Origin of the sequence: Planktothricoides sp. SR001 (assembly GCF_001276715.1) — a bacterium.
In the GTDB taxonomy this organism is placed as follows: Bacteria; Cyanobacteriota; Cyanobacteriia; order Cyanobacteriales; family Laspinemataceae; genus Planktothricoides; species Planktothricoides raciborskii.
Window position 1 is genome coordinate 137,780 of sequence record NZ_LIUQ01000009.1, and the last position, 14,358, is coordinate 152,137.

Annotated in this window: 12 protein-coding genes; all 12 read right to left on the reverse strand. The window is 42.8% G+C overall.

Annotation, left to right across the window (positions count from 1 at the left end; all coding sequences use genetic code 11):
- Nucleotides 1–120 precede the first annotated feature (120 nt).
- On the reverse strand, nucleotides 121–1,836 hold the full coding sequence (locus AM228_RS07960) for a filamentous hemagglutinin N-terminal domain-containing protein (RefSeq protein ID WP_054465593.1): 1,716 nt from the start codon (nucleotides 1,834–1,836) through the stop codon (nucleotides 121–123).
- Between the two features lie 329 nt (nucleotides 1,837–2,165).
- Nucleotides 2,166–2,987 carry a DUF4351 domain-containing protein gene (locus AM228_RS07965; protein WP_054465594.1) on the reverse strand — a complete coding sequence of 274 codons (822 nt, stop codon included), beginning with the start codon at nucleotides 2,985–2,987 and terminating at the stop codon, nucleotides 2,166–2,168.
- Nucleotides 2,988–3,095: 108 nt separating this feature from the next.
- Nucleotides 3,096–7,625, reverse strand: a complete 4,530-nt coding sequence (locus AM228_RS07970; protein ID WP_054465595.1) for a DUF4347 domain-containing protein — start codon at nucleotides 7,623–7,625, stop codon at nucleotides 3,096–3,098.
- A gap of 298 nt (nucleotides 7,626–7,923) precedes the next feature.
- Nucleotides 7,924–8,358, reverse strand: a complete 435-nt coding sequence (locus tag AM228_RS34085; protein WP_231636695.1) for a hypothetical protein — start codon at nucleotides 8,356–8,358, stop codon at nucleotides 7,924–7,926.
- The gene (locus tag AM228_RS34090; RefSeq protein WP_054465597.1) at nucleotides 8,336–9,058 is read right to left on the reverse strand and encodes an ATP-binding protein; all 723 of its coding nucleotides are present in this window, start codon (nucleotides 9,056–9,058) and stop codon (nucleotides 8,336–8,338) included. The genes AM228_RS34085 and AM228_RS34090 overlap by 23 nt, the downstream gene beginning before the upstream one ends.
- Nucleotides 9,059–9,067: 9 nt before the next feature.
- Nucleotides 9,068–9,943 carry a hypothetical protein gene (locus AM228_RS34095; protein ID WP_054465598.1) on the reverse strand — a complete coding sequence of 292 codons (876 nt, stop codon included), beginning with the start codon at nucleotides 9,941–9,943 and terminating at the stop codon, nucleotides 9,068–9,070.
- Nucleotides 9,944–10,869: 926 nt separating this feature from the next.
- Nucleotides 10,870–11,037 carry a hypothetical protein gene (locus AM228_RS35010; RefSeq protein WP_231636696.1) on the reverse strand — a complete coding sequence of 56 codons (168 nt, stop codon included), beginning with the start codon at nucleotides 11,035–11,037 and terminating at the stop codon, nucleotides 10,870–10,872.
- Between the two features lie 229 nt (nucleotides 11,038–11,266).
- On the reverse strand, nucleotides 11,267–11,689 hold the full coding sequence (locus tag AM228_RS32090) for a hypothetical protein (protein ID WP_156331618.1): 423 nt from the start codon (nucleotides 11,687–11,689) through the stop codon (nucleotides 11,267–11,269).
- A gap of 141 nt (nucleotides 11,690–11,830) precedes the next feature.
- A complete protein-coding gene (locus AM228_RS08000) occupies nucleotides 11,831–12,466 on the reverse strand; it encodes a 4Fe-4S single cluster domain-containing protein (RefSeq protein ID WP_054465601.1) in 636 nt (211 codons plus the stop codon).
- A gap of 19 nt (nucleotides 12,467–12,485) precedes the next feature.
- Complete coding sequence (locus AM228_RS32095; RefSeq protein ID WP_156331619.1) at nucleotides 12,486–12,683, reverse strand: hypothetical protein; 198 nt, start codon at nucleotides 12,681–12,683, stop codon at nucleotides 12,486–12,488.
- 75 nt (nucleotides 12,684–12,758) lie between these two features.
- Nucleotides 12,759–13,562 (reverse strand): radical SAM protein, encoded by an 804-nt coding sequence (locus AM228_RS08005; protein WP_054465602.1) that lies wholly within the window; start codon nucleotides 13,560–13,562, stop codon nucleotides 12,759–12,761.
- Nucleotides 13,563–13,665: 103 nt separating this feature from the next.
- Nucleotides 13,666–14,163, reverse strand: coding sequence for a DUF3122 domain-containing protein (locus AM228_RS08010; protein WP_054465614.1), 498 nt, complete (start codon nucleotides 14,161–14,163; stop codon nucleotides 13,666–13,668).
- Nucleotides 14,164–14,358: the final 195 nt, after the last annotated feature.

Consider the following 14,358-nt stretch of genomic DNA (forward strand, 5'->3'; position numbering starts at 1 on the left):
AATCATTAAGTTTAGTTACCAGGCTCAAAGTTAAGCCCTAAACTGATAAAATTTAGCTGTTTTGTGAAACTAACCCTTTCACCCTAAAAATTTTTGAGCTTAGGTTTATGGAAAATCATCTCAATGTAATACTGGGCTTACCTGAAGTGAATTTAACAAGCCCATAATTTGCATATTACCCTGGGCAAAAAGATTAATATCTCCTCCTTGGGTGACGATTCGGTCAATGATTAATTGGCCGCCTGAGTTAATAATCACCGGCCACCCTGGAGTGGAAATCTGACTCACAGAAATATCACGATTAAGTTGCTCGGAGTCAGAGAGAAACGCGGTGTTTACCACGGTCAAATCAGGGGGAATGTTCGCCGGATTACTCAGACTAGAAACGCCGGATCTTAAAATTAATGCTGGGGAATTGGCCAAGATTTCCGCATCAGGATCCGGAGAACCGGATAAAGTCACATCTGGGTTAGTAATGATGATATTCCCGGCATCAATTCCTCCCGTGGCTTCTACTTTTAAGGAAACCCCAGTATATTCATCAAAACTCACATTACCATCAGCACTAATAATTGGGTCATAATAACTGATAAAATCACCGAAATCGCCTGCTACAGTACGAATAAAGAAATTGCCCTCCGTGGCAAAATGAGCATCGGTGGCAATATTTCCCCCACTAATTAAGGTAATATCACCCCCTGCCTGAAAAGTTGCGCCTTGGTTGACAGAATTCAGGGCGAAAATATCAATTTTTTGCAGTCCAGTTAGATTCATATTTGCGCCTGCGATCGCGGAAAATGGGTTTTGACTATCCCGAACAATCAGCGTATTTTTCGCCAATAAATTTAAATCTTGGCTAGTTTGGATTTCAATCCCGAATAAACTTAAATTATTAGCAGCGGATAAACTAGCATTTCCTGAGATAATTGTTGCCGATTGATTTGATTGATTTGTGGGGTGAAGCACCACATCCCCATTGCGTATCCCCAAGGCAGAACCGGATAAAACTACTTGCCCCGCTTCATTGACTGTCACCTGGTTGGCATCAATAATATTGCCACCCCCGGTTAATAATTCATGGAGAGAAAGTGGATTAAAAGCCTCAGTTTTTAAATTGGATAAACTCACTTCTAAACTAAGTAAATGTCCGGGCCGACTAATCCGCAAAATACTTTCCCCTGGAACCGCAGTAATAATCAGATTCCCTTGGGGGGCAGCGCTCGACCCGGTACTGAGTATGGCGCTGCAAATTAAAGATAAAGATTGTCCCGATCGCACCGCTAAATCGGCAAAATTAATCAGACTCCCTGGCTGAATATTGTCAAAAGAAAAATAAATCAAATTCCCGACTAATGTGGTATAATTATTATTGCCGAATACTTGCAATATTCCGGCATCAAAGCCTAAACTGGTGGCAGTGGTGGCGGTAAAATCACCGAGGACATTTAAGGCAGCATTTTGACCAAATACTATGCCTGCCGGATTGAGCAAAAAGAGGTTAGAATTTCCACCATTAACTTGAATTAAACCATTAATTAACGATGGATTACCCCCAGAAATTCGTCCGAGAATATTGACAATTTCTGGACGCGATAAAAAGTTGGCAATTTGTCCATCACTCAGTCCAAATTCTTGGAAATTGTGAAATAAATTTGCCCCATCTCCAGAAGTTTTACCCCCGGTAATGTTAATCTGATTTCCCTCAGTAGTGACAACAGTTCCCGTCCCGTCTGTTGCTGGGGTAATTGTTTGGGCAAAGACTAGACCCTTATTGACTCCTAGGGTCAGGAAAAAGACTACGAGGAATAAGGAATAAAAGGGGGATGTGGTTGGCAACTAGCGAAGACCCTCAAAATTAGTAATTTTTCTTTTCATTATACAAATACCTGATTAACTAAACAATACGCCCAAATCAAAAATTTTTTGGTTCGTAGAGTACACCCCACTTTTTTCTCTGTGTCCTCTGTGTCTCTGTGGTTTATTCATTGGTTTTTTTTCACCACAGAGACACAAATAGTCACAGAGAGGAGATAATTTTGACCAAAAACCACCGATTATTGCATAATATCTCCTCTTAATAAAAAAATCTTAAAATTCTCTCAAAGCCCTGCGCCCTCGCAAAAGGGCTTGGGGTGAGGGCGATTTGAAAGTGGTATCAGATGGATTTAATTAGATTGATTCAACCAAATCAGTAAATCTTCCATCGTAGTAAAATCTAATAACGCTTCGGCTAATGATTCTAGTTGTTGGATAGATAATCTCTCAATTCCTTGTAATATTGCTGAGTCAATATTACCCAACCGCCGCGACAGTAGGCGTTTAATTAACGCAACTTCTCCTTGTTGGCGTCCAGTTTGGATAATTTCTTGATAAATCACCGATTCTTGCATAATATCTCCTCGGAATAGTTGACGAATCAAATCTTTTTCATAGCGTAACCCGGCCAATATCTCCGTACAACCAGAGATATTTTGCCGTTCCTCTTCTGAGGATATCTTAGCCAATTCTTTGGCCACTTGTTGCAGAAGGGTAGGGGGGTTTTCGCTCCGAGTAAGAGGGGCTAAAGGTAATAACCCTCGGTTGGCTAAAAACGGCGCTGGGTCTTGTTCCCAAAGTCGGATAATCCCATAGCGGTGTTCGGTGTTCGTGTCTCGGTATTGGTTCTCAAATACCAGAGGTGAACTGGTTTCTTTTAAGAAAATTACCAGTTGTTGAATTTCACAGTTGTACTGCCGCTTTAATCGAGTGTAATAATCCAACATTCGCAAAGGAATGGGAGTGCGATCGCTTTTTGGCAGGGTTTCAAATTCCAGGTGAGCAATGCGATTTCCTGCTTTGATAAAGGCTACAGAATCCGCACGAATGGGTTCAATGGTTAACTCGGTTTTAAGAATTGAAACATCTGCGGGATCTACCGAGAGAAAATAGCGGATAAAATCTTCCGGATAGCGATCGGCCATAAATTTGCAAGCGTTATCGTAACTCACAACTTTCGGTTTCTCTCTATATTTTTATTTTTTTTTATTTTATTGTATCACAAAAAACAATGTGCGACTTGCCAGCATTGTGTCCTCTGTGTCTCTGTGGTTAATATCTTAAATAAACTGAATTAAATTAGGTTCAATCCCTTGACCTCCTTGTAAAATGGCTAGATATTCCCCAGTTGCTTGATGCTGAATGATGAGATCGTTAGCATGATTTCCCGTTCCTTGGGTAATATTTAAGGATTCAGAATTTAAGCCCTCTTCGGTGGCAGAATCCATTAAATCAATAAAATCTTCCTGCACATTAAAATCAGTAATAACATCGGCTGATTCTAATGTCAATCCGCCCATGCCTAACCCGATCGCAAATACATCCCGTCCTTGCCCTCCCGTGAGGGTATCTGCACCTAAATCCCCCGATAAATAGTCATTGTCTTTATGACCCAATAGCCGATCGCTGCCATCTCCTCCTAACAGGCGATCGCTGCCACTTTCCCCAAACATTAAATCATTGCCTGCACTACCTTCAATATAATCATTGCCCTGACCGCCCCAAATTTTATCATCGCCATCCCCTCCTAAAATATAGTCATCATTTTCCCGACCATAAAGGCGATCGCTCCCCCCTTGACCATCAATAAAATCATTACCTTCTCGTCCATGTAGAATATTCATTTCCACAGTTCCAAGGAGGCGATCGGTCAGATTAGTTCCTGCTAAATTTGGGCGATTTTCACCCTCAAACCCTTCTCCTAAATCATCATTATCGCTCACATTAGCGCTTAAATTAACCGTTAAATTATTATACTGAGAATCGCTACTGGTAATACTATGAATAATCTCACTACTACGCAACCCTTCTTTAACATTATCATTCACCGCCGTCACGATGATAGTTTGGGCAATATTCCAATTTGATGGGGTAAATAATACCTTTAAAGAACTTGATGGTGAGTTACTCCCTGAGTTATTTAAATTAGTTTGGCCATCGGTGGTAATATTAATCGTCACATCAGCAGTAGGTTGAGTGGCAAGTTTGACTTTATATAAATCAAATCCGCCATTTTCCTGCACATCAGTGCTAAATAAAGATTGAATCAGTTTAATATTACCAATGGATACATGAACCAAGGCATCAGTATCGGCATAAGTTTTGCCATCATAACCATTCCAGGTAAAACTGGTATTGCCATTAAAATTAGTGTTGGGCGTAAAAGTCAGATTACTTAATTGGTCAACGGCAATTTCTTGATTAACCGTAACTTCTGTGCCATTTAACTTGAGAATTCCGTTAGCGGAAAGCGAAGTTATTTTAATTTGGGATAAGCCATCATTGTCTGGGTCAGCAAAAGCATTGGTAAAGTCAGTCTCAGCTAAAGCAATTTCACTATTTTGATCTCCAGACTTGCTGATAGTTTTCAGACTAGGGGCATTAATCAAGCCAATATTTAGGTTAACCGTTGCATCGGTATCTGCATAAATTTTCCCATCAAATCCATTCCAAGTAAAACTGGTATTCCCGTTAAAATTGACATCCGGGGTAAAAGTCAGTTTATTTAAGTCAGCCGCCGCAATTTCTTGATTAACTTTCACTGCCGCGTCGCTTAATTTAAGAATGCCGTTAGCGGGAAGCGAAGTTATTTTAATTTTCGATAAGCTGTCATTGTCTACATCAAAAAATGCGTTGATAAAGTCGTTTGCCGTCAAGACAATATCCGTATTTTCATTACCATTAAGACTAACATTAGTGAGAATAATATTGGAATTTCGAGTGATTTGATTTGCAGCAATATTATTATTTTTCGCATTATCTTTCGCCACATTCTCAGCAATATCTACCGTGACTTTACCATTAACAATAGGAGTGATATCAAAGGTGTAAGTTTTAGCATCAACTGGGGTAAATTTAATGACCTTGCCATTCCCCACCTTAATATCTGTTGCCTCGAAGCCGGTGACAGATTCACTGAAATTTGCTGTGACTTTGAATGGATCTGTTACTAGGTCAGCCGCATTAGAAGTTAATGTGACAGTTGGGACAACCCCATCCACAAATACATTTTCTGTAGATGCGACATTATTTAAATCTAAAATAGCGTTGTCGCCGTTAACATTTTGAATTGTTGCTGTGGCATCGGCGGGCAAGTTTAAAGCATTGCCTACGGTGATGCCATTAGTTGCTAAATCACCAGAGGCAATTGTATAGGTGAAATTGTGGCTAGTCGCTGATGCACCAGTTCCATTAAGGGTGGCATTAACCAAACCGCGATTATTTAAAATAATCGGTAAAGTTGGACTGCCGGTAATCCTGACTGCTTGACTAAAATTAACCGTAAAGGTGAGAACATCGCCGATTTTATAATTGTCGTCAGTGGGAACTTTTACACTGGTAATGGTTGGTGCAGAGTTGATGGTAATCTTGGCGGTTTCAGTCGCACTACTAAAAACACTAGAGGTGGTATTAGTTGCCCGGTCTGTGGTGTAGTCGGCGGTTCCGCCATTGGTGCCCGTAATTCGATCCCAAGCAGCAAAGGTGATGGCATTGGCAATAGTGCCGTTATAATCCGTATTGGGAACAAAGCGGATTTTAGTATTAGTATCACTGGCTAATAATAGGGCGCTATTTGCCGAAACTGTCGGGCAAGCATTCCAGGTGGTGCCATTGGTACTGTATTGCCAAGTGCCGTTAGTGGTGTCTAAGGCAGTAATGGCAATGCCTTGTAAAGCGCTGGCATTGGGGTCGGTGATTTTGCTGCCGCCCAAGTTGGCGATGATGGTACTGACTAAGGTGCCGCTACTGTTATTGTTGTTTTGGTTTTGCGGGTTAAGGGTGGGACTGCCAGTGTTGTCTAAGACTGGGGAGTCGTTGACCAGTACGGTGACGGTGGTGGGACTGCTGACCCCGTTGCGATCGCGGGCATTGTAGGTAAATTTGTCCAAGCCGTTGAAGTTGGCAGTGGGGGTGTAGAGGATATCTCGTTTCGGGTCAATGGTAATCGTCCTGACTACATTATTCGCATTCGGGTCAAAGGTACTATTCGCAGTGCCAGTGGTGGGGTTTAACTTAGCCATGCGGTTGCGAGTTGCACCGCCGATATTGGTAAAGCTGCCACCGACAATGGGGCTGCCACTGCTATCTAGGGCGATCGCCTCGACGGTACTATTCGCATTGGGGTTAAAGGTAGTATTCGCAGTGCCGGTGGTGGGGTTTAACTTGGCAATGTAGTTGCGAGTTTCACCGCCGATACTGGTAAAGCTGCCACCGACAATGGGGTTGCCACTCCTATCTAGGGCGATCGCATAGACCCAATCATTTGCATTGGGGTTAAATTGAGTATCCGCAGCACCAGTGATGGGGTCTAACTTGGCAATGCGGTTGTAAGTTTGATCGCCGATACTATTGAAATAGCCACCGACAATGGGTTCTAGGGCGATTTCATAGACATAACCATTCGCATTGGGGTTAAATGTGGTATCCGCAGCACCAGTGGTGGGGTTCAACTTGGCAATGCGGTTACGAGTTTCACCGCCGATACTGGTGAAGTCGCCACCGACAATGGGGTTGCCACTGCTATCTAGGGCGATCGCCCGGACATCACTATTCGCATTGGGGTTAAATTGAGGATCCGCAGCACCAGTGGAGGGGTCTAACTTGGCAATGCGGTTGCGAGTTGCACCACCGATACTGGTAAAGTTGCCACCGACAATGGGGTTGCCACTGCTATCTAGGGCGATCGCCCAAACATAATTATTCGCATTAGGGTTAAATTGAGGGTCGGCAGCGCCCGTGGTGGGGTATAACCGGGCAATGTAGTTGCGAGTTTCACCGCCGATACTGGTGAAAGCCCCACTAACATAAGGGTTGCCACTGCTATCTAGGGCGATCGCATTGACATCACTATTCGCATTGGGGTTAAAGGTGGGATCGACACTACCATCAGAGTTTAACCGGGCAATGCGGCTGCGAGGTTGACCGCCGATACTGGTGAATTGACCACCGACATAAATCCAATCATTAATTATGACAGTGCCGTTAGTGCCCGTGGTGTTGATACTTTCCACGGTGAGTCGCCCGGTTCCGGTGTCGTTGCCTAGGACATCAAGTTGTTTGCTGGTGAGACTGCCTGTAATCGCTTTGCTGTCCGCATTGGCAGTGGGAGGGGCCAGGATGTAGTCATAGTTTGTCGGGGTAATGGGTGCAGTTTCGATATTGCCCACTTGGGTTTCTAATTCCCAATCGCCCCCAAAGCCGGTTTTGTCGTCACTTGCGGCGATATCGGCTTGGGTTAATTGATTCAGTTTTGAAATAAATTGAAGGTCTGCCCCAATATCACATCCATATAATAGAATATCCGCATTTGCAGTTAGAGAGTTTTGCCACTGTTGTAGCTGCGGGCGATAGATTTCTAACTGCTGCTCATCAATCGTATCTTGCCCTAGTTTAAACCGGCCTTGTTCCCCGTGAGAAATAATATGAATCGCGGCGATATTTTCTGCTAGTTCTAACCGTTCCGTGATTTGCTCAAGGCCATTGCGGGTGCCATCCAAGATAATCACTTCCGCATCGGAGGGAATGGCGTCGATTAAGGTTGGATAATCGGCTACGTTAGGGTCAATAAAAACTAAGGTGGAATGTGACATGGTGAGGGTTCCCCGGTTGATTAATTAATTAATCTTATGCTTGATTAGGGGGGATATACTCCTTATTTTACCACAATTTACCCAAACAAATAAGAAAAATAATTATCTTCACAATCTCTTTAAAATTGACCATAGTAAAATGTTTTTTTATGTAGTTTGTTTACGATTTTGTTACATCGATCAATTGTAGTTAAGTGGTAATTTCTCTGTGTCCTTTGTGTCTCTGTGGTTGATTCATTGGTTTTTTCACCACAGAGACACAGAGAACCACAGAGAGAGATAAGATTTTGGGCGATCGCTAAGAAATATCCCATCCTTTGGTTTCTAAATTGGAAAGCGATCGCCCCCATTTGAGATATTCGGTTTTCGTAGCTTCTAGGATATGTTTCATCATCACAGGTTCATTGGCATCAGCGGCTAAAAAAGCAGAATTTAAAGCAATAGATTTAATATTGCCCCCGGTAATATCTAATTGACCCAAACGTTTATAATTGAGTTCTTTAGTAGGAGTTTCTTGGGGAAAAGCCCGCTGCCAAATTTCGCTACGTTCCGGGGATTTGGGAAAGGGGAAGTTGACAATAAAACGCAGCCGACGCAAAAAAGCTTGATCTAAATCCTCTTTTAAATTAGTGGTGAGAATGGCCAATCCTTGATAAGCTTCCATGCGTTGTAATAAATAGCTAACTTCGATATTTGCGTGGCGATCGTGGCTATCTTTGACTTCGCTTGCCAAATAGGGCATCCGCTTCATCAAATAGTAGAATTCCGCCGCCGGTTTCTGCGGCGTCAAAAATGCGGCGTAAATTCTTTTCTGTTTCCCCAATATATTTGCTCATTACTGAAGTTAAATCGATGCGATATAAGTCTAGATTCAGTTCATAAGCTAAAACTTCGGCGGCGGTAGTTTTGCCGGTGCCACTGGTTCCGGCAAATAATACAGTTAATCCTAATCCTCGCTGATTTTTGCGGGCAAATCCCCACTTTTGATAAACTTTCGCTTGCTGGCGAATTTGAGCCAGAATTTGCTTTAAAATCTTTTTTTCTTGTTCTGGCAAGACTAAATCATCCCAGGAGGTTTTAACATTAATCCGTTGGGCTAATCCTTCTAAGTGCGGACGGGCTTGTAATCGACAAAAATCCCATAAGCGATCGCCCCATTCTTTGGCTTCTAATGGTTCTAATTCTGTATTGACTTCTGTATTTAATTCTATATTTAATTTTACCGCAGCACTGGCAGTTTGAATCATCCCTGGGGATAAGCGAAATTGTGCCGCTAATCGTTCGAGTTGTTCGCCGATTTCCCCTTCAGTATCCGGTAATGCCCCTTGCCATAGATCGAGTTGTTCTGCATATTCTAAACCAGCAACATCAAAAGTGATGACTACCGGATGGGAAAGGGACAATCTTTGGTCTGTGGCAACGAAAAACGGCACTTTTAATGATTATAAAAAACTGTTGATTGCGCTGATTTTTTGTTTTTCTGCTATTGCCCCAGATTCTTTGATTTCTAATAGCAATAAACTGGGTTCGAGGAGATACCAGCGCTGCCACCGCATGACTAAGGATTTGATTTCGGTGCGATCGCTGGGGATAGCATCACTGGGGATAAAATACAAAGGTAAATCTAAATTTACGCTCACATTTGCGGCAATTTCTCGTTGGGATTCTCGCAAAGTGCCGCATAATTGAATAATCGGCACCTGGGTTTGGGGGGATTGAAAAATAGCGATGATTTGGTTAACAATTTTTTGATAAGAAGGTTGCAGAGAAATCGGTGGTGACGGGGAATCAAATTCACGAGCGATCGCCCCAGTAAGAATTGGATCGCTGTAAGGTTCTCCCATGAAATAATGTAAAATTGCTTCATCAATTTGTAAGCAAGCCCGAGGCAATTCAGGACTGGTAGCACAATGAACCAATTGCCAGCGACGCAAAGGCCGATTCTCCGTGAAAGCATCCCAATGAACTTCGGGAAAACACTGACAAGCTAGTTGAAAAGTGGGATAATTTAATTCGGCATTATTATGGGCGATCGCAAATAAGTTGGGAAAGTTAGGGTCGATCGCTTGTGCGGCACAACAAAGCAAAATCATCCGTTCAAAATTGGATAAATCAAAAGTCTGACAAACTTCTTCCAACCTGGGGGAAAAATGCATAGCATCAGCAATATCTGCCAGTTCTGCCAAATCATCGTCCAAACTTAAACTTTCTTCACCCCGCGACTCAGCAATGTGAGAATTCAGTAAACCTTGAACACAGGCGATCGACTGGAGCAAATAGTCGATATTACTGGAATACCAAGCCAGATTTTCCTTCATAAAAAACCATCCCGAACCCAAGCCGGATACTATTAATATTTATGTCATTAGGTTGGTTTGAGGAACGAATAACCGCCAGGGAATCGTATTCCCTGGCTAATAGCCCAAGTCGGTTAAAACCGACTAAAATTATGTACGGGTCAACGGTTATTGTACGGGTCAACGGCTGTTGACCCCTACCAAGCATAATTAGTCGGTTTTAACCGCCTGTAGGGGTCAACGGCCGTTGACCCCTACGGGGATTAAAATCCCCGACGGGTGTGGTTTACAAGGGCAGAAAACCGCTGTGTGTTAGGTTTCGTTCCTCAACCCAACCTACGAAACTATTTTAAGCAGAAACCTAGGAAAAAATACTAGACTTTAGTCTATAACATCGCGGCAGAAATAAGATTTAAAATAACAGGTTATCCTGAATATTTTCATCTACCACAAAAAAATGAGCCCACAACAAACTCGGATTTCTGCCAAGAAATCCTCATCGATACCAGTGGGGCCGAAATATACGCCAGTTTCTCAGTAGCCCGTAGGTTGGGTTGAAGAATTAAACCCAACATAATCATCCCTAGAAAGATAATTATGGTGGCTTTTTCACATATTTAACAATGGTAGGTTTGGTTGTTCTTCGTTTAACCCAACCTACGTTAATCTTGTGGTTAAGCAAATTAATTTTGATTTGATGCTGGGTTTCCTTTGTCAACCCAACCTACGATTTATTCTTGGCCAATATGATCATCAAACATCAATTTTTATTCAGCCATCCACATCAAATCATAAACCCCTGCTTCAACATAACGGTGAAAACTCGAAAATTGCCAATCTTTCGGCGACCGAACCAATCCGTAATGCACCGGATTATAATGAATATATTCCACATGATTAACAAAATCTAGATCGCCCCTAATTTGATGCTCCCAAAATCGGCGTTGCTAAATCGCTTTTTCTCCCTTATGATGTCGGGATGCGGTCATATTACATTGAAAACAAGCATTACATTTCCGGCTAAAATAACTTTTAATTAACCGCCAGCGAGTCGAAAAATACGCATCCTCTTCCCGTAATGTCCAAATCTTATGGAGGTGGTCGGGCAAAATCACAATTGCATCAATTTTAAACGGATGTTGTTTGATAACGTATCGAAAAGCATTCCTGAGTAAATTGATATTTTAAGTTTGACACAAAATTGGCCGACGCTGATGGGTGACAAGGGTAAAAAAATAAGTTGATCCCGGTGTTTTTGCTCGACGATATCGCATACTTTTAAAAATAACATGGTTAGGATAAGAATAACATGGTTATATTGGGGTTTGTGTTGGGTTTCGTGCCTCAACCCAACCTACGGGCTACAACAGCGATCGCCTGTAGCCTGTAGGTTGGGTTGACGCCAGGAAACCCAACCAAAACATACCAACAAATTGCGATCGCTTTTTTGATGTGCGATCGCTTTTTGTATGGGCGATCGCTTTTTTGGGGGGCGATCGCTTTTTTGGGGGCGATTCCCTCCGGGACGCTTCGCGATCGCGTTTTTACCCCAAGACAAGAAACCGGGTTTCTTTTGGGAATATTAGAGTTAACTGTGGCACCGAAAAAAGAAACCCGGTTTCTGAGTCCCAGGCAATTGTTTTGATGAGCGATCGCTGTTTTTGGCGGCGATCGGTTTTTTGATCCAAGCCAAGAAACCGGGTTTCTTTTGGGGATATTAGAGTTAACTGTGGCACCGAGAGAAGAAACCCGGTTTCTGAGTTCCAATTTTTTTGGGAGGCGATCGCTAATTTAGCCCAGCGCTTGTTTAGTAGATAAATTTTTTCTCTTTGTGTTCTCTGTGACTCTGTGGTTCGACTCTGGAAACCACCGAGTCACACGGAGGATAAAGGTAGAGGGGGTAATTCCTTAACTTAATCTATTTTGTAAATCCATCTGCCCGCGATAGCCGGTAATAATATAACTGCCATCTTTCAGCACATGAATTTCCATTTGATCGCTGGCCCAGTTTAGCTGATTTTCCAACGCTGGATTAAAAATATGCACCTTTTGATTCCGGGAAGAAACCAGGGAATCGGTAGTATTAACCGCCAAACATTTAACAAACGGGCCATCTACTAAAATATCCAGTTCTGCCAGTAACTCTTGAGAACCTTCTGGGGCATTTTCTCCTTGTAATTCTTTTAAGGTAAAGCCGCTAAAAGACATTACATTCAAGCCCGCAGTCTTGACTTTTTTCGCTAATTGTGCTAAAGTTTTTGCTTGAAAAAAGGGTTCACCCCCAGAAAAAGTCACCCCTTGATTTTTGGGATTACTGATAATTTGACTAGCCAGTTCATCCACAGAAATTAATTGCTTAATTTCAAATGGCCAAGAAGCGGGATTAAAACAGCCATCACATTCTCGTTTACATCCTTGTACCCAAACCACTGCCCGATATCCGGGGCCGTTGACTTCTGATTCGTCTACATAGCCCATAATATTTAAGTGGTTCGGGGGAATGTTGGCGGGATTTTCCGTTGGATTTATGGTTGAGTTATTCATTTTTTTAGCCAATTTTATGTTAATTGTTAATTACAGCGGTTTTCTTTCTTACTGAACCATGATCTGACCCGCGCATTCCGTAGGGGCGAATGGCCATAAGGCCTGACGGCATGGGCTTCGCAAGGACGCCCGTACAATATTCTAAGCATCGTAGGGGCGATTCGCGAATCGCCCCTACGGAATGCTTCGCCCCTACAGGTGTTTGTGGTAGATTCAATAGAAAAGTGCTGTAATGTATTCTATTCGTAGGTTGGGTTGAGGAACGAAACCCAACCTACTATCTACTACTCAGTTAATTTGCCGGGGCAAAACGAACTAAAATCCCAGTGGCGGCGGTAATTTCTTCAGCAAATTGTTTTAAAATATCCGAACTAACACATTTTAAAACTTTTACTGGATAAGAAAATTGCCGATCTGGTTCGTGATTTCCTCGTCCTTCTAACTCATGTTTTAAGGGTTTCGGCCTAGTGGGGGTGTTGAGTTGAATTTCTGTGGGGGCGATCGCCTGGACTAATTTGATATATTCCTCTCGGTCTTCCTTTTTCCACGGGTTCAAAAGCATAGTTTGAATCCCCAGTTCACCGCCATACATTTGGCTAAATTTTTTGATGCCCGCTAAAATATCGGGCAATTCAATACCGGCAACAGGTCGGTCAACCCCGCGCATTTTGTCTGGGGAAACCCCATCAAGTTTTACCGAGACTTTATCCGCCAAAGCTAACTCTTGACAAACTTGGTAATCGTTGAGTAAAGTAGCGTTGGTTAACACGAGAACCGGGCAATGAGTTAATGCCTTAATCTCGGTAATAATCTCCCCTAAATTAGCGGCTAAAGTAGGTTCACCGCTGCCGCTGAGGGTGACAATATCCACATCCCAAGGGGCAAAGGGCTGTAAATCTCCTAAGATTTTTGCTGTGGGCAAAAAGACCCGGCGATCGCGGGTTTTATCGACAATTTCCCCCAGTTGGCAATAGACACAATTAAAAGAACAAGTAGAAACTGGGCCAATGGGATCGATACCCAGCGATCGGCCATATCGCCAAGACTTCACCGGCCCATAAACGGAATTAAACTTTACATCGACTTCTAAAGACATATTTTTCTGATTTTGCTCTGATTTATTTCTGCAACAAAACGCATCCTCTAAGATAATTGTGCCGCAAAATTCCGTAAACTGCCGGAAAAATCCAGTTGGGATGTTAGAAATTCACCAAATTTTGCCATTCCAATACCAAAGATGGCGGTAAACGCAGGGGATAGTCATTTTTTTCGTTAGGAATTAACAAACGAATCGAGCCAGTGGTGGGCAAATCAAATAAAATATCTTTTAAATCGTACTGTCCCACATTCGGGGCTGGGGACTCTTGGGCAAACATATCCTCAGCAATAAATTCACCGCTATCCGTAATCAGTTTTAACGGTTGCGGATGCGCTACTTCCACCACACCGGGAAACCCCACCAACCGCAAACTAATACTAAGTACCTCAGTGTCAGTGGATCGTTTAAAAAAGATTAATTGCCACGCATTGCCACTGCGATCGCGCAAACTATGACGAGACTTATATAGCACTTGTCCAGGGGCTTCATAGGTCTTTTCCATCAATGCCCCTGCGGGTTGGCTAGTGAAAGCGCCAAAACCAACCAATAGGGAAAAACATAGAATCAGAATTAAACTGAATTTAGCGAAAATTTTCATCAATTTGGTGTTAGTTGTTGGTTGTTGGTTGTTGGTTGGGGCCGCCATCGGCCGCCATCGGGCTTTTGGGGTGTAGGGTGTAGGGTGTGGGGTGTGGGGGGAAGAGAGAAAAGAGAATAGAGAAAAGAGAATAGAGAATTTTCCTATGCATCCTATGCATCCTCTTTCCTATGCATCCTATGCATCCTCTTCCCC